Raw genomic sequence first — 16,525 nt, 5'->3', positions numbered from 1 at the left:
TCTCATTGCCTTCAAACACTCAAGGCCAGGTAGTCGGTGTATCCCTTCTGGCTGCCGCCGAAGAAGGTGGTGTTGTCCGCGTTATTCAGCGGCGCATCAGCCTTCAAGCGCTCGACAAAGTCCGGGTTGGCCAGAACCATCTGACCGTAGGCCTCCATGTCCGCAAGTCCGGCAGCCAGGTCGGCGCCAATCTGCTCCCGCGGGCGGCCAGGGCGGTTGACGATCAGGGTGTTGTCCCAGGCCTTGCGGATGTCCGCCAGAAGCGCGTCGTCGCCTTTATGCAGGATATGGAGGTAAGCAAGGCCGAGCTTGTTCAGTTCGGTCACCAGGTAGCGGTAGAGGTTCGGACCTTCCTCACCTTCATCGATACCCCACATCGTGATGCCGGGCGAGAGGCGGAGGGCGGTTTTGTCGGCACCGATTTCCTCGGCGATGGCGGTCACGACCTCAATGGCAAAACGCGCGCGGTTCTCGATCGAGCCACCGTATTCATCGGTTCGGGTGTTGGCGCTGGGGGCCAGGAACTGTTGGACCAGGTAGGCGTTGGCGCCGTGAATTTCGACACCGTCGGCCCCGGCTTCAACGGCCCGGCGCGCGGCGAAGCGGAAATCAGCGACGGTCTGACGTACTTCCTCGGTGCTCAATGCCCGTGGCACCGGGATGTCCTGCATGCCTTTGACAGTGAACATGGGCGTATTGGGTGCGATGGCGGACGGTGCCACGCCCTGGCGATGATGGGGCGTGTTATCGGGGTGGGACATGCGACCGGCATGCATCAACTGGATAAAAATATGCCCACCGTGGGTGTGTACCGCGTCGGTGACTTTCTTCCAGCCGGCCACATGGGCATCGCTATAGATACCCGGTGTGGTGAGGTAACCCTGACCATCGTCGGACGGCTGTGTACCCTCGGTAACGATCAGGCCGACGCTGGCGCGCTGGGCATAATATTCGGCCGCCAGTTCCCCCGGGGTGCCATCGAACTCCGCGCGGCTGCGGGTCATGGGCGCCATGACCAGGCGGTTTGAAAAGGTGGCGTTGGCGACGTGTATGGGGCTGAAGAGTGAGCTCATGGTGCGATCCTCGAAAGTGTGTGTTGCTGGAGACGCATCATCAGCTTTATTATTTTTGGGATAAATACGGCATTCCGGATTTGATTGATCCATATATGGAGCAATTGGCGTGGAACTTCTGAACGATATGGCGTTGTTTGTCGAGGTCGTCAAAGCGAAAGGCTTTCGCGGGGCGGCCGAGGTGCTGGGCATGCCGAACTCGACCCTGTCCCGGCGTATCAGTGCCCTGGAGAAGGCGATCGGCTTGCGGCTCCTGCATCGGACCACGCGCAAGGTCGAGGTGACTGAAGCCGGGCAGATCTACTTCGAGCGCTGCAAGCGCATTGTCGATGAGGCCCGGTTGGCCCATGAGCAGCTTGGCGAGATGCTTGCGCAACCCAGCGGGGTGCTGCGGGTCTCGTTCCCCGTGGACTTTGCGGTCACTTACCTGGCGCCCCTGATCGCCGAGTTTGCCGGCCTCTATCCGGGGATCACCTTCGATCTGGATCTGACCTCCCGGCGCGTCGACCTGGTGAGCGAGCCCTTCGACGTCGCCATTCGGATTGGCGAATCGCAAGACTCGCAGCTGATCGCACGACCCCTGGCCTCCCTGGTGTCCTATCTGTACGCCTCGCCGCGTTATCTCGAAGTGTCGGGCGTGCCCGGCACACCGAATGATCTCGAACGGCATCAGTGCCTGAATATTCAGAAGGCCGGGGCCTGGACGCTGACTGACGGCGTACAAACCCTCTCGGTAGGGGTAGGAGGGCGCTTTATGGTCAACAGCGTCGGGATGCTGCGGCGGCTGGCTACGCTCGACCAGGGCATCGTGCTGATGAACGAGGAAATCATTGCCGATGAACTGCGTAACGGCCAACTGCGTCGTGTCATGCCTGAGTGGCAGGGCAAGCCGGTGACGGTTTATGCCGTCACCGAGACCCGCTTGCTGCCGGCCAAGACCCAGCGTTTCATCGAGTTTCTTCGCGCACGCCTGGCGTGAGCGTGGCGACCGCTAGGCCACCGGTGTAGACAGCGGCTGTTCGGGGGCCTCCTGATGGTGGGTGGTGCCAATGAACATGTACATCGCCGGCACCATGAACAGCGTCAGCAGGGTACCGATCGAGAGGCCGGCGAAGATCACCAGGCCCATGTCGTGGCGCCCGGCCGCACCGGCCCCGGAGGCCCAGACCAGCGGCACCACGCCCAACACCATGGCCGCGGTGGTCATCAGGATTGGCCGCAAGCGCACCGCCGCGGCTTCTTCGATGGCCTCGCGCTTGCTGCGACCGGCGCGCTGCAGTTCGTTGGCAAACTGCACGATCAGAATCCCATGCTTGGTGATCAGCCCGAGCAGGGTCACCAGGCCCACCTGGGTGTACACGTTGATCGAGGCGAAGCCCATGGTGATAAAGGCCAGCGCGCCGAAGAGCGCCGGTGGCACCGAAAACAGGATCACCACGGGGTCGCGGTAGCTCTCGAACTGGAAGGCCAGCGCCAGGTAGACGATCAGAATGGAGAACAGCAGGAGGCCGACGAATCCGCCCGATTCCTGCATGAACTGACGCGACTCACCCGACGCATCGGAGGTGTAGCCCGATGGCGCGACGTTGTGCAGGATGCTGTCCAGTTTCGCCAGCAGTTCACCCTGGGCCACACCACTCACGCCTGAAAGGGTCGCCGAGTTGAGCTGCTGGAAGTGGTTGATGGACTCCGCTTCCGTGGTGGTCTCGATATGCGCCACCGTGCGCGCCTGGATCATGGCGCCGGAGGGCGTGCGAATGTAGTAATCGAGGATCTGATCGGGGTTGAGACGGTCGACCTGCAGGACCTGGGGAATGACTTTGTACGAGCGCCCGGCGGTGGAGAAATAGTTCACGTAATTCCCACCCAGCGCCGCCGAGAGTGCCGCGCCGACGTCGGCCTGGGTCATCCCCAGGGCGGCGATCTTGTCGCGGTCGACGATCAGCTTGGCTTGTGGCTTGTCGATCTTCAGGTCCAGGTCCGAGAACCAGAACAGCTGCTGCTTCTGGGCCTCTGCCATGACCGCCTGAGCGACTTCATTCAAATTTTCGACGGACTCCGTCGTGGTGATCACAAACTGCACCGGCAAACCCTGGGCACCCGGTAACGACGGCAGCGGAAAGGCCGCCATCTTGGCGCCGGCCACCTGGTTCCACTTCTGTTGCAGGTCCAACACCAATTCCGCTTGCGAGCGACCACGCTCTCCCCAGGGCTTGAGCAGCACGCCGCCGAGCCCCTGATTGAGCGCGGGCACCCCGGTGAGCTGGAACATCTGCGCGTACTCGGGTTCGGTTTTCGCGATCTGGAAGACCTGGTCAGCCAGCCGCTCCATCTGCTGGGGAGAGGCCGTCGGTGCCCCTTTGATCTGCATGAACACCAGCCCCTGGTCCTCGGTCGGCGACAGCTCGCTCTTGGCGGTCATGCCGCTGGCGGCCACCAGCAGGAACAGGATAAAGCCAAAGGTGACCAGCACCGGCCAGCTGTCCAGCCCGGCCGACAGGACCCGGTGATAGCGGTGGCGTAGCCGGTCGAAATAGCGATCCAGCAGGCGGGCAAAGCGACCCTCTTCCTGTCCCGGTTTGAATAACCGTGAAGTCATCATCGGCGAGAGGGTCAGCGCCACCACGGCCGACACGGTCACGGCGCCCGCCAGGGAGAAACAGAACTCCTTGAACAGCGCGCCGGTGAGCCCCGTGCGCAGCCCGATGGGGACGTACGCGGCAATCAACACCACCGTCATGGCGACAATCGGACCGCCGAGTTCCCCGGCCGCGATCATGGCCGCTTCCATTACGCCTTTGCCTTCTTCCTTGATATGCCGGTCGACGTTCTCCACCACAATGATCGCGTCATCGACCACCAGGCCGATGGCCAATACCAGGGCGAGCAGGGTCAGCAGATTGATCGAGTACCCCAGCAGGAACATGATGAAGAAGGTCCCGATCAGCGACAGCGGTATTGCCACCAGCGGAACAATCACCGCGCGAAAGGAGCCGAGGAACAGATAGATGACGATCGAGACGATGATCATCGCCTCGACGAGGGTTTTCACCACCTCGTAGATCGAGGTATTGATGAACTCGGTGGAGTCGTAGACGATCTCGCCCCGGACGCCGCTCGGCAGTTGCGATTGCAGGTCGGGGAAAGCCTTCCTGACGCTGGCGGCGACCGTCAGGATGTTGGCATTCGGTGCCACTTTGATCCCGATGAACACCGAGCGCTTGCCGGAGAACGCGACGCTGGTGTCGTAGCTCTCCGCCCCCAGGGTCACCGTGGCCACATCTTCCAGGTGCACGAGCGCATCGCCGTTCTGCTTGATGACCAGCTGTTTGAATTCATCCACGGTGTGCAGGTCGGTGCCGGCGGTCAGGTCGACCGTGATCATCTGGCCTTTTGTCGAACCCAGGGCCGACAGGTAGTTGTTGTTGGCCAGGGCGACGGAAACGTCCTGCGCCGACACGTTGTGGGCGGCCAGCTTGCCCGGGTCGAGCCAGGCGCGCATGGCGAATTGGCGCCCGCCAAGGATCTCGGCCGTCTGCACGCCTTCGAGGGAGTCGAGCTTCGGCTTGACGACCCGCAACAGGTAGTCGGTGATGTTGTTGGTGGGCAGTACATCGCTGTAGAAACCCAGGTACATGGCGTCCGTGGTCTGTCCGACCGCCACCGTGAGCACCGGCTCCTGGGCCTGGGCCGGTAGCTGGTTCTTCACCGAGTTGACCTGGGTGTTGATCTCCGTGAGTGCCTTGCTGGCCTCGTAGTTGAGCCGCAGGGTCGCGGTAATGGTCGAGATCCCGGTAATGCTCGAGGAGGCCAGGTAATCAATGCCCTGGGCCTGGGCGATGGCCGACTCCAGGGGTTGGGTGATAAAGCCGGCCACGGTGGCGGCATCCGCACCGTAGTAGCTGGTGGTGATGGTGACCACGGTGTTTTCAGTGCGTGGCCACTGGTTGACCGGCAGCCCGAAGATCGAGCGCAACCCCAGTATCAGGATGAACAGCGAGATGACAACGGCCCAGACCGGTCGCTTGATGAAGATATCGGTAAGCTTCATGGGGCGCGCGACCTATTGTTCTTGCGGCTTGGGGGCCGCGTCGTTCAAGGGCGCGCCCTGGGTATCGACCTTCACCGGTGAGCCGTTCTTGAGCTTCATCTGGCCACTGGTGATCACCTGGTCGCCTTCCTTCACGCCGGACAGAATGGCCACCTGGTCACCGCGGGTCGGCCCGGTCTGGATAAACGTCTGCTGCGCCGTGAGCACATCGTTGCCCTGGTCGTTCTTCTGCACCGCGGTGAACACCGTCGTACCGTAAGGGTTATAAGTGACGGCGGTCTGTGGCACGGTGAGGTAGCGCTGCTTCTCTCCGGACTGCACGACGGCTTGGGCAAACATGCCGGGCACCAGGCTTTGCTTCGGATTATCGACGGTGGCTTCAACGACGACATTGCGTGTGGTCGGATCGAACCTGGTGTCGATGGCCGTGACCTTGCCGGCGAAGGTCTGCTTGGGCAGGCCGCCCGCCGTGACCGCGACGGGCAGGCCGAGGGCAATCGCCCCCACTTGGGCTTGCGGTACGTTGAAGTCGATATAGATGGGGTTGAAGGTTTGCAGGGTGGCGATCTTGTCGCCGGGGTTGAGAAATTGACCGGGATTGACACTGGTGATCCCGATCTTGCCGGCAAAGGGCGCACGGATGGTTTTCTTGGCCACCAACGCCCGCTGCTGTTCTGCAGCCGCCATCTTGGCTTTCAAGTCAGCCTCGTCCGCCTCGACCTGCGCCTGGGACACGGCGCTCACCGCCAGTTGTGCCTTGTCGCGTTTGAGGACCGTGCCGGCCAGGCTGGCGGTGGCTTCGAGGGAGTGAAGCTGGGCGATGTCCGAATCCGCATTCAACTGGACGAGCAGCTCCCCGGCCGCCACCTCCTGGCCCGGTTTGAAGCCGAGGCTGCGCACGATACCGCCGACCTCGGTGGTGACATCGACACCGCGTACCGCCTTGATCGACCCCACGCTGGAAACGCTCGGCTGCCAATCGGCGAACTCGGCGCGCATGACCGTCACCACGGCAGGGGGCAGCGGGATCTTGGATTGGGCGATCAGCTTCGAGATCTGGGTGAATTTCACCCCCGCGATGATGGCGACAATGACCAGGACCACCGCGATCATGATGAGCATGGGCTTGAGTAGCCGGCGTTTGCGCGCACCGCCAGGTTCAGTCGGCTGGGGCGATGGAGCAGCGGCAGTGTTGGCGTCAGCCATGGTTTTTTCTCGCTGTTTCAAAAACGGTCGGGGCTGCCCTGTGAAGCAGGGGCCACATCGGTTCGGTTCCACCATCCGCCGCCCAGTGCCTGGAAGAGGGCGGTGGTGTCGCTGTAGCGGGTGCTCTGCACCTTGACGCGGGTGAGTACCGCGTTCTGATAGTTCTGTTGCGCCGTCAGCAGATTCAGGTAACCCACGGCGCCAAGGCGGAACTGCGCCTGTGCCAGATCCAGGCTTTGGTGGGCAGCCTGTTCGGCTTGCACCTGCTGGTTGAGCGTATCGGCGTCCGCTTGCAGTGCCCGGAGTGCGTTGGCGACATCCTGGAAGGCGGCGATCACGGTGCTGCGATAACGTGCCGCCGATTCATCGTAGGCGGCCACAGCGGCCTGCTTGCGATGCTCCAGTGTGCCCGCGTCAAAGATCGTTTGGCTGACTGAGCCTGCGAGACTCCAGAATCCCGTGCCCGACGAAAACAGCCGGGTGCCACCCAGCGCACTGGAGCCCAGTGTTCCGCTGATGCTGAATTGCGGCAGTTGATTGGCAACGGCAACGCCGATATTGGCGCTGGCTTGGTGCAGTTGCGCTTCGGCGGAGCGCACATCGGGTCGCTGCTCGACGATGGTCGAGGGCAGGCTGAGCGGCAACTGCTCGGGCAGATGGAGGGAGGCCAGGTCGAAACTCTCCCCCTGATCCTGATTGGGAAAGCGGCCGAGATAGGCCATCAACTGATTACGGGTCTGGGCGAGCTGCTTTTGCAAGGGCGGCAAGGTCGCGCGGGTTTGGGCCAGTGCCGCCTGCTGCGTGAGCACATCGGTATTGGCGATCGCCCCCAGCCGCCGCTGCGACTGCAGGAGATCGAGCTGATCGCTCTGCAGGCGAATGATTGCCTGGGTGGCCGTCACCTGATCGCGCAGGGACGCCAGGGTCACGGCGGTGTTGACGACATTGGAGGTCAGCGTGAGGTAAGTCGCCTCCAGTTGGTAGCGTTCATACTCGGCCTGCGCCGTGGAGGATTCTATCTGGCGTCGGCCGCCCCCGAACACGTCCGGGTCGTAAGAGACGCTCAGCGATGCTGAGTTGACGGTGAGAATCCGCGCGGGCGAACCGAAGGTATTGGCGGTCGATGGCAGCTGTCGTGTCTTGGATGCACTGCCACCTAGGGAGGGAAACAGTGAAGACTGCTCGGCATAAGCCAGTTCATTGGCCTGGCGGAGGGCTGCTTGAGCGGCGGCCACGTCCGAATTGGCCTTCAGCGCCTCTTCCACCAGCGCGTTCAATGTCGGCGAGCGAAAAAGCGTCCACCATTGGCCGGGAATATCCATGCCCTCGACCAGCTTTTGCGCGGCACCTCCGTCTGCCACGTCCGCCGAGGCGGTGGTCGTCGCCAGTTTCTCCTGCGAATAACCGGCATTTTTAGCGACACTGGGCCGGGTAAAGTCCGGGCCCACGGCGCAGCCCGTGAGCAGGGCGATGCAAAGTACACCGGCAGGAGCAAGCATCTGCCAGGTGTGAGAAATCGCCTGCCGCCGGGGTTGCTCTTTCATGGGCTCTCTAGTTAATCCATTAGTCAGTTTATGAATAGATCAAGCCTGCGCCCTTTGCCTCCTTGAGCGACGATTTATGCGCAAACTGCGAGAGGAGGGTAGCGCCGGGCCCAAGGCGCTAGTACCCGGCAGAAGACTAATTGCTGATTTAATGACCGTTAAGTCAAGTGAATTTTCTTGTGGGCGCGGACTCAGCGATTGACGCGTTGTTGCAAGTGCGCGGGATAGCGCTCGCCCACGACGGTAATCTGCGCCATGGCCGATTCGATGGCACTCAGGTCCGTAGGCGTCAGGATGATCTCGGCCGCGCCGATGTTTTCCTCCAGGCGATGCAGTTTGGTGGTGCCGGGTATCGGTACGATCCAGGGCTTTTGCGCCAGCAGCCAGGCGATGGCGATCTGAGCGCGGCTGGCGCCTTTGCCATCGGCGATCTGGCCGAGCACTTCGACCAGATGAGCGTTTGCCTTGCGATTTTCTTCAGAGAACCGCGGGACCAGGCTACGGAAATCACCGGCGGCGAAGGTGGTTCGCTCGTCGATCGCACCCGTCAGGAAACCCTTGCCCAAGGGGCTGAAAGGCACGAAGCCGATGCCCAGCTCTTCGAGGGTCGGCAAAATTTCCGCTTCCGGCTCGCGCCACCACAGAGAATACTCGCTCTGTAGCGCGGTGACCGGTTGAACCGCATGGGCCCGGCGAATTGCTTGCACGCCCGCTTCGGACAGGCCGAAGTGCTTGACCTTGCCTTCTTCGATCAACTGCTTGACGGTCCCGGCCACCTCTTCAATCGGAACGTTCGGATCGACCCGGTGTTGATAGAGCAGGTCGATGCGGTCAGTACGCAGGCGCTTGAGCGCGGCTTCCGTTACCGCGCGAATCGTCTGCGGGCGGCTGTCCAGGCCTTCCGAGACCAGGCCGTCCTTGAAGCCGAATTTGGTGGCAATCACCACCTGGTCGCGAATGGGCGTCAGCGCCTCACCCAGCAAGGTCTCATTGGCATAGGGGCCATAGGCTTCGGCACTGTCGAAGAAGTTCACGCCCTGGTCGAATGCGTGGCGAATCAGCTTGATCGCCGCCGCCGTTTCCTGCGCCGGCCCATAGCCGTAGCTCAAGCTCATGCAGCCCAGGCCCATGGCCGAGACTTCCAGGCCGCTGTTACCTAATTGACGTTTGCGCATGCTCTATCTCCTTCATAACGATGGGATGAATGAAGGCAGCTTAAATTGCTGTATAAATATCAACAATTAGGCTACGGTTTTATGTGCTATTGAGGAGAATTCATCAATGATTCGTGCAGGATTACCGGAGTTGACGGCGTTCGTTGCCATTGCCGAGCAACGCAGTTTCAGCGGTGCGGCGCGACTATTGGGGGTTTCGCCGTCGGCGCTCAGTCATTCGATGCGTGGCCTGGAGGCGCGCCTGGAGCTGCGCCTGTTCAACCGCACAACACGATCCGTCGCCCTGACCGAAGCGGGGGATCAGTTGTTCCAGAGAGTCAGGCCCTTGCTGGGGGATCTGGAAAGTGCGGTGAATGAAGTCACCTCGGCGCGTAATACACCGTCAGGCTCGATTCGTCTCAGTGCGTCGGAATCCTCTTTTCGGCCACTGATCCGCCACGTCATCCCGGGCTTTCTCGCCGCCAACCCGCAGATCCATATCGAGTGCATTGCCGACGGCCGTCTGGTGGACATTGTCGCCGATGGTTTTGATGCGGGTATCCGTCTTCACGACGACGTGCCCCGGGACATGATCGCGGTGCGATTTGGCCCGGATATTCGTTTTGTGGCCGTCGCATCGCCCGACTACCTTGAGCACCACGAGGCGCCCAAGGCGCCCCATGACCTCAAGCAACACCGTTGCATCCGTTTCCGTTTTGCCAGTGGAGCGTTATTTCGCTGGGACCTGGAGCATCTGGGCAGGAGCGCGAACATCGACGTGGACGGTCCGATGACCATGGACAACCTCAACCTGATGGTCGAGGCGGCCCTGGCGGGTATCGGTGTGGCCTGGGTGCCCGAGGCGCAAGTGACGGAGCACGTGGAGGCCGGGCGCCTGATTCAGCTGTTGCCGGAATGGAGCCCTTACTACCCTGGGCTCTGCCTCTATTACCCGGCCAATCGACATCCGCCCATGGCGCTCAGATTGTTTGCCCAGGCCGTGCGGGAGTGGGCAAGCCAAGGATTGTGAATGATGGGCAACATGGCTGAAGCCCGGGCACAGGCCCGGGCCCGCTACACTCATGGCATTTGCGGCAGTTCTTGAGGGCGCAGGTCGAACACCAGCACTTCGGCATCCGCGCCATTGCTCAAGGTCAGCACCTGTTCATCCCGAACCCGCACGCCATCGCCCTCCTGCAGTTGCACGCCGTTGAGTTCGACATTGCCCCGGGCGACATGCACGTAGGCATAGCGATTGGCGGCCAACTCCAGGGTGGCGCTTTCCTTGCCGTCAATCAGCGCGGCATAAACCCGTGCATCCTGACGCACGCTCAGTGAGCCGTTGGCCCCGTCAGGCGAGATGATCAATTGCAGCCGACCGCGTTTTTTCTGAGTACTGAAGTGCTCTTGCTGATAACGCGGTTTGGCGCCGACGACGTCCGGCACGATCCAGATTTGCAGGAAGTGCACCGGCCGGTTGGCCGAGTGGTTGTACTCGCTATGGGCCACGCCACTGCCGGCGCTCATCAGTTGCACGTCGCCGGGGCGGATCACCGAACCGGTGCCCAGGGTGTCCTTGTGTTCCAGGGCGCCTTCGAGCACATAGGAGAAAATCTCCATGTCCCGGTGCGGGTGTTGACCGAAACCCTTGCCGGCGGCCACCCGGTCGTCGTTGATCACCAGCAGGTCGGAAAAACCCTGCTCCCGCGGGTTGCGGTAATTGGCGAAGGAAAAGGTATGGAACGACTTCAACCAGCCGTGATTGGCGGCGCCACGCTCAGAGGCTTTGCGAAGGGTCAGCATGTTGAGATCTCCCGTAGGGACGAGAATTCGTCCGAGTGAGGAGAAGGTTAATGTTTACCGCTGGGAGCAATAAGTAGGTGGAAGTTGAAATACTGTCTCTTTCAGGTTGACAGTTTTGTGCGGGAAATCACGTATTCTCAGCCGCCGTTCGTGCCATATCCGGTCATACTGTCCAATGTCGGCGTGAAGCTTCTATTCTTTTTATATCAATGAGTTAAAACCCATGAAAACAGTGGCGATGGTGCTGTTCCCGGACTTTCTCCTGCTCGACATGGCCGGGCCCATGGAGGTGTTTTCCATCGCCAATCGTTATCTGGGGCCGGACGACCACTATCAGCTGTCGCTGATTGGCACTGAGCACGAGGCGGTGCGGGCCTCCAACGGTGTCCGGGTACAGGCTGACACGCACATCGATCAGGCGGATGGGGGCTATGACCTGTTGCTGGTGCCTGGCGGCCCCGGCGCCTATAACGAAAAAAATCCGTCGCTGCTCGCCTGGCTCCAGGACGCTGTCCGGCGGGTGACCTGTTATGGCTCGATCTGCACGGGGGCCTTCGTGCTGGGGCATGCCGGTTTACTGGATGGCTATCGCGTGACGACTCATTGGCACTATACGGAACGGTTGATCAAGGCTTTCCCCAAGGCGGCGGTGGAGACCGATCAGATTTACGTCAAGGACCGCAACCTGATCACCTCTGGCGGCGTTACTGCCGGCATAGACCTGGCCTTGGCGGTGGTCGCCCGGGACCACGGCAAGAAAGTCGCCCAGGACGTGGCCAAGGTATTGCTGGTGGCGATGACGCGCCAGGGCGGACAGGCGCAGTACAGTCCGTTGATGGCGGCGGTGTCACCTCATGAAACCCCGGTTACCCGGGTTCAGCATCATGTGCTCGAACACCTCGATGAAAGCTTCAGCGTCGAACGCATGGCCGGGCTGGCGAATATGAGTGCGCGGCATTTTGCCCGGATATTTACCCGGGAAGTGAACATGACGCCGATGGCGTTTGTGCAAAATGCACGCATCGATTGCGCCAGGCGTCTGCTGGAAACCAGCGACTTGCCACTCAAGACCGTGGCCTACAAAAGCGGCTTCGGCAGCGTACGGCACATGCGCTTTCTGTTCAGTGAGAAACTCGGCCTGACCCCCAGTCAGTACCGCGAACAGTTCAGCTAGAGCGCTCTTGTCCGTCCCGCGCACTGGGATGGCCGTAGCGCTCCTCCCGTGGTGGTTGTACCCTCACCCATGCCTGCCAAGATATCCATGAATTTTTAGCCATGGAGGTGCGGGAGCCTGGGTCAACGTGCGCAACGGAGCATGCAGTACCTTTGGGCCGGACCAGGTTTTCAGCACGTGAGCGTGCATGAACGACCTCAGAGATCTGAACCGCGATGGGCCGCTGCGCTTCGGTCCCTATATGTTCCACCCCTGGCAAAGGTTGATTCTCGACGGTGACAGGCCCCTGCGCATGGGCGGGCGGGCGCTGGACATTCTACAGGTGCTGGTCGAGCGCGCCGGCAATGTGGTCGGCAAGGATGAGCTTATTGCGCGGGTCTGGCCGACCTCGGTGGTCGAGGAAATCAATCTGCGGGTGCACATCGCCGCCCTGCGTCGGGCCCTCGGTGACGGCCAGGAGGGGCAACGCTACATCGTCAACGTGCCCCAGCGTGGCTATGTCTTTATCGCCCCGGTGCAGCGGATGGCGCACGGTACGGCGGTCGCGATCGACACCTCGCCCAAGCCCCAGCACAACCTGCCTGCGCGGCTGACCCCCGTCATCGGTCGAGACGCGATGGTCGGCAGTCTGGTCCGGCAGTTGCCCGTCCACCGTTTCATGACCCTGGCCGGCCCTGCCGGCATCGGCAAGACCAGCGTGGCGTTGCGCGTGGCTGAATTGCTGCTGCAGCACTACCGCGACGGCGTCTGGATGATTGATCTTGCGGCAATCGATGATCCCGCGCGGATCATCGGGTATCTGGCGCACACCCTTGAATTGGACAGCGGTGTGGACGCCCTGAGGTCATGGCACGCCTTGCTGGTGTTCGATAATTGCGAGCATCTGCTCGAAGGCTGTCGAGCAGTCGTCGAGACATTGCGGGTTTCGGCGCCACGACTGTCGATCCTGGTCACCAGCCGCGAACCGCTGCGGGCACTGGCTGAAACAGTGCTGCGCGTGCCGCCCCTGGTCGTTCCGCCCACATCGGCGTTGCACAGTGTGGCCGATGTCATGGGCTATTCGGCAGTGCAGCTGTTTGTCAGTCGGGCCCGAGCCCGTCAGCCAGCCTTTTGCTTGCGCGAGCGGGACCTCCGGGCCGTGCGCGAAATCTGCCGTCGACTCGATGGCTTGCCGTTGGCCATCGAGTTGGCGGCGGCGCAGATCGATGCGCTGGCACTGGTGGGACTGCAAGCCCAATTGGGCAACTGCCTGCAACTGCTGACCCAAGGCCGGCGTACCGCCGTTCCACGGCATCAGACCCTCAAGTCCGCATTGGACTGGAGTTATCAGCGCCTCAGCCCGCTGGAGCAAACCGTGTTGCAGGGTCTGGCGGTGTTCAAAATGGCCTTTACCCTGGAGGCTGCCGTCGGCGCCATCAGCTGTGCGGTACTGCGCCCCACCAGTCTGGTGGACGTGGTGGAACGCCTGGCGCGCAAATCGCTGTTGTCGGTCGAACAGCGCAACGGCGTGACACGTTACCGGTTGCTCAACACCACCCGCGCCTTCGCTCTGGAAAAGCTTGAGCGCGGCGGACTGCTGCGGGCGTTTGAAATGCGCTACGCCCGCTACTTCAGCCCGGCACATTGGGCATCACGGGGCACGGTGCCGTTGCAATTCGTCGAGCAACTGACGAGCTTTGGTTAGGTCCGGTGTGGCAAAGCCTTCGGTGAATCGGGCGTAGAGTGGGGCGAGCAGCTCATGAGCTTGCTGGAAGTGACCCTGGCGCTGCCAAAGCTGTGCCAGTGAGGTGGCGCTACGTAGCTCCCAGGCCAGTGCGCCCTGGGCTTTTGCCACGGCCAGCGCCTTGAGCAGAACCGTCTCGGCCGCGCTCGCGCAGTTGGCTGTCAGCAGTGTATTGGCCCTGGCTCGAAGGATTTCCGCCGTACTCCAGCCGGCCATGCCGGTTTCGGCGCGTTCCAGCAAGGCGTCATCGAGAAAGCCGGTGTCCAGGGTCACCATGATGTCCTTGATCAGCCCGGTGCCGGGTGGCGGCGACGAGTACTCAGCGCCGCTATCGATCACCTGGGCATAGCGCCGGGCCCAGGTGTAGAACAGCAGCACCGAGTGCTTCTGTGCCTGCTCCAGCAACTGGCGCAACAGTTCACGGGCCGTCCCGGTGTCGCCGTTGTAGTGGGCGATCAGGCAGCCGGACAGCGCCAGGGTGTAGCAGATGGAGGTGCCGTGGTTGATCTGGATTGCGATATCCAGGGCCTGGCGAGCCGTGTGCCAGGCTTTTTCCGGATGGCCTTGCAGCCAGAGGATCCGCGCCAGGATCGTCAGGGCGGCGACGCTCTGGTCGTATTGCACGCCAAAGCCGCGGGTAAAGCGATTGAGGTGGCCGCTCTGGGCCATGCGCTGGATGACTTGCTCGGCATTCTCCCGCGCTTGTGGCTGGTCCCCGGCAAAGTGCAGGGCCAGCACCCGCAAGCGATGGGTGCTGAGGGACATCGCGGCGGTCCCGTTGCCGAGCAGACCCAATCGGTCGAACTGCCGGCTTTGCTCCAGGGCCTGTTGGTAGTGACCGCAACTGAGGTTGACCGCCATATGCCCGGATACCGCCCGGAGCTGGCCGGCCACATCGGCGCAGCTTTCGGCCAGGGCGCGGGCGCTCACGAAGGCGTCGACCGTTTCGGCGGTACCGCCCTGGGCGTGGTAGCAGGAGCTGCCGAGGGCGAGCTTGAGGGTCATGGTCAAGCGAGGGCAGGGTTGCGCGGCCGCCTCCAGCCGTGCCAGAGCCTTGCGTACATACCCGCCGTGTTCCTTGAGTAGCGACAGTTCCTGCCAAAGCGGCGTCGAGGCGGCTGTCAAACGGATCGCCAACAAAGACGGACCATCGCCCTTCAAGCCCCAGTCGAGTGTCGCGCGGATGTCTTCCAGGCCTCGGGCGTAACGTTCGATCCATAGCTCGGACAGGGTCAGTTCCCAGTCCTCTTGAGCCTGGTGCATCAAGGCCAGGCAACGTTCGGCGTGACGCTCGCGGACCTCCGCCAGCTCGGCGGCCTGGTCGAGTTTTTCCAGGGCGTAGCCGCGGGTGGTGTCCAGCAGGCGATAAAACACCTCCTCGTCACCGACTTCCACGTTCAGCAGGGACTTGGCCACCAGTTGGGTGATCGAGGCAAAAACCCGGTCGGGAGCGATATGTTCGCCGACGATCACCGCCGCCGCCGATGCCAGGGTGAATCCTCCCCTGAAGATGCCCAGCCGGCGCAGACAGGCCTGCTCGCAGGCATTGAGCAGTTCGAAGCTCCAATCCAGCGTGGCACGCAAGGTCTGATGACGGCCCAGTGTCGTATGGGAGCCCTGGGTCAGCAGGCGAAAACTGCCTTGCAGTTGCGTCAGCAATCCCTCGATCCCCAGGTTGGCCACTTGCGCCGCCGCCAGCTCGATCGCCAAGGGAATACCGTCCAGGCGCCGGCAGACTTCGATCGCCAGCGGCAGCTCATGGTCGGCCAATTCAAAACTGTCGTGGCTGGCCATCGCCCGCTCGACGAACAATTGCAAAGCCGAAAAGCCCAAGGCCTGAGTGCGGTTGAACGCGGCGAAGGGCGGCGGGCAGTCCAGCGACTCCAGGCGTTGCACGAATTCGCCTTCGGCCCGCAGGCTCTCGCGGCTGGTGGCCAGGATATGCACCTGTGGCGCCGCGCGCAGGATGCTTTCGCAAAGCAACGCGATGGCCTCGACCAGGTGTTCGCAGTTGTCGATGACCAGCAGCATCTGCCGCTCGCGCAGGCACGTCGCCAGGCAGTTCATCGGCTCGCCGTCATGCAGCGCCAGGTCCAGCAGCGTTGCCAGATGAGCGCTGATCATCCGCGGGTCGTGGATAGGGGCCAGGTCCAACAGTCGAATGCCGTCGCGGTAGTGACCGATCAGCTGTTCGGCAACGCGCAGCGCCACGGTGGTCTTGCCGATGCCACCGGGGCCGACCAGGGTGATGAAGCGCAGGTCGGGCAGTTGTGTCACGAGGCTGTCCAGCAAGGCGTGACGCCCGATCATGCGGGTGCGACGTATCGGCAGGTTATGACCCTTCGGCTCGTCCGAGGCACTCCCGGGGCTTTGCTCGATAGTCTCGAGAGAGACGGGCGCGACAAAGCTGTAGCCACGCTGAGCGACCGTGATGATGTAGCGCTGGCCAGCCTGGCCGTCGCCGAGGGCTTTGCGCAGTGCGGCGATGTGCACGCGCAGATTGGTGTCTTCAACCACGCTTCTGGGCCAGACCCGGGCGATCAATTGCTGCTTGCTGACCACATTCCCGGCGTGCTCCAGCAGGATCAACAGAATGTCCAGGGCGAGCCGCCCCAGGCGCAGGCGCTGATCGCCCTCCATGACCAGGCGTTGTCCGGGGTAGATCCGGTAGGGGCCGAAAAGCACGGCCTGCGCGGGGGGAAGGGCCAACAGATTACTCCTCTGGAAAATTAACAACGTTTAACTCGTCCTGTGCCCGTTCTACGTTCAAAAATCCAATCCTTCAAGTTCAACGCAA

Annotated in this window: 11 protein-coding genes; 4 read left to right on the top strand and 7 right to left on the bottom strand. The window is 62.1% G+C overall.

What is annotated here, in order from left to right:
* Positions 1-11: 11 nt before the first annotated feature.
* Positions 12-1,073, bottom strand: coding sequence for an alkene reductase (locus tag M5C01_RS16295; protein WP_152740386.1), 1,062 nt, complete (start codon positions 1,071-1,073; stop codon positions 12-14).
* A 109-nt stretch (positions 1,074-1,182) separates the two neighbouring features.
* Here M5C01_RS16295 and M5C01_RS16290 point away from each other — a divergent pair, with 109 nt between their 5' ends.
* Positions 1,183-2,052: a LysR family transcriptional regulator gene (locus M5C01_RS16290; protein ID WP_177100559.1), complete on the top strand. Its 870-nt coding sequence runs from the start codon at positions 1,183-1,185 to the stop codon at positions 2,050-2,052.
* Positions 2,053-2,064: 12 nt separating this feature from the next.
* Here the strand turns inward: M5C01_RS16290 and M5C01_RS16285 are convergent, their stop codons facing one another.
* From M5C01_RS16285 to M5C01_RS16270, 4 genes are all read right to left on the bottom strand, one after another.
* Entirely contained in the window at positions 2,065-5,124 is a 3,060-nt protein-coding gene (locus M5C01_RS16285) for an efflux RND transporter permease subunit (protein ID WP_103496621.1), read from the bottom strand.
* 12 nt (positions 5,125-5,136) lie between these two features.
* Positions 5,137-6,246 (bottom strand): efflux RND transporter periplasmic adaptor subunit, encoded by a 1,110-nt coding sequence (locus tag M5C01_RS16280; protein WP_248764357.1) that lies wholly within the window; start codon positions 6,244-6,246, stop codon positions 5,137-5,139.
* A gap of 101 nt (positions 6,247-6,347) precedes the next feature.
* Complete coding sequence (locus M5C01_RS16275; protein WP_152740388.1) at positions 6,348-7,874, bottom strand: efflux transporter outer membrane subunit; 1,527 nt, start codon at positions 7,872-7,874, stop codon at positions 6,348-6,350.
* A 191-nt stretch (positions 7,875-8,065) separates the two neighbouring features.
* Positions 8,066-9,049 (bottom strand): aldo/keto reductase, encoded by a 984-nt coding sequence (locus M5C01_RS16270; protein ID WP_152740389.1) that lies wholly within the window; start codon positions 9,047-9,049, stop codon positions 8,066-8,068.
* A 106-nt stretch (positions 9,050-9,155) separates the two neighbouring features.
* On the opposite strand from M5C01_RS16270, the gene M5C01_RS16265 reads away from it, so the two are divergent.
* Positions 9,156-10,058, top strand: coding sequence for a LysR family transcriptional regulator (locus tag M5C01_RS16265; protein ID WP_152740390.1), 903 nt, complete (start codon positions 9,156-9,158; stop codon positions 10,056-10,058).
* 50 nt (positions 10,059-10,108) lie between these two features.
* Here the strand turns inward: M5C01_RS16265 and M5C01_RS16260 are convergent, their stop codons facing one another.
* The gene (locus M5C01_RS16260) at positions 10,109-10,831 is read right to left on the bottom strand and encodes a pirin family protein (RefSeq protein WP_152740391.1); all 723 of its coding nucleotides are present in this window, start codon (positions 10,829-10,831) and stop codon (positions 10,109-10,111) included.
* A 223-nt stretch (positions 10,832-11,054) separates the two neighbouring features.
* Here M5C01_RS16260 and M5C01_RS16255 point away from each other — a divergent pair, with 223 nt between their 5' ends.
* Positions 11,055-12,005 carry a GlxA family transcriptional regulator gene (locus tag M5C01_RS16255; RefSeq protein ID WP_152740392.1) on the top strand — a complete coding sequence of 317 codons (951 nt, stop codon included), beginning with the start codon at positions 11,055-11,057 and terminating at the stop codon, positions 12,003-12,005.
* Between the two features lie 187 nt (positions 12,006-12,192).
* Entirely contained in the window at positions 12,193-13,689 is a 1,497-nt protein-coding gene (locus tag M5C01_RS16250) for a winged helix-turn-helix domain-containing protein (RefSeq protein WP_152740393.1), read from the top strand.
* Here M5C01_RS16250 and M5C01_RS16245 read toward each other — a convergent pair.
* On the bottom strand, positions 13,636-16,437 hold the full coding sequence (locus M5C01_RS16245) for a winged helix-turn-helix domain-containing protein (RefSeq protein ID WP_152740394.1): 2,802 nt from the start codon (positions 16,435-16,437) through the stop codon (positions 13,636-13,638). The genes M5C01_RS16250 and M5C01_RS16245 overlap by 54 nt on opposite strands.
* Positions 16,438-16,525 lie beyond the last annotated feature (88 nt).

This window comes from Pseudomonas sp. MWU12-2319, assembly GCF_023242525.1.
GTDB classification, from domain to species: Bacteria; Pseudomonadota; Gammaproteobacteria; order Pseudomonadales; family Pseudomonadaceae; genus Aquipseudomonas; species Aquipseudomonas gingeri_D.
This window is presented reverse-complemented; position numbering and strand designations above follow the sequence as displayed.

Bases quoted from the DNA above. Each gene is read 5' to 3' on its own strand.
- M5C01_RS16250 (WP_152740393.1), top strand. From the start codon at position 12,193: ATGAACGACCTCAGAGATCTGAACCGCGATGGGCCGCTGCGCTTCGGT.
- M5C01_RS16285 (WP_103496621.1), bottom strand. From the start codon at position 5,124: ATGAAGCTTACCGATATCTTCATCAAGCGACCGGTCTGGGCCGTTGTC.
- M5C01_RS16260 (WP_152740391.1), bottom strand. From the start codon at position 10,831: ATGCTGACCCTTCGCAAAGCCTCTGAGCGTGGCGCCGCCAATCACGGC.
- M5C01_RS16280 (WP_248764357.1), bottom strand. From the start codon at position 6,246: ATGCTCATCATGATCGCGGTGGTCCTGGTCATTGTCGCCATCATCGCG.
- M5C01_RS16270 (WP_152740389.1), bottom strand. From the start codon at position 9,049: ATGCGCAAACGTCAATTAGGTAACAGCGGCCTGGAAGTCTCGGCCATG.
- M5C01_RS16295 (WP_152740386.1), bottom strand. From the start codon at position 1,073: ATGAGCTCACTCTTCAGCCCCATACACGTCGCCAACGCCACCTTTTCA.
- M5C01_RS16265 (WP_152740390.1), top strand. From the start codon at position 9,156: ATGATTCGTGCAGGATTACCGGAGTTGACGGCGTTCGTTGCCATTGCC.
- M5C01_RS16255 (WP_152740392.1), top strand. From the start codon at position 11,055: ATGAAAACAGTGGCGATGGTGCTGTTCCCGGACTTTCTCCTGCTCGAC.
- M5C01_RS16275 (WP_152740388.1), bottom strand. From the start codon at position 7,874: ATGAAAGAGCAACCCCGGCGGCAGGCGATTTCTCACACCTGGCAGATG.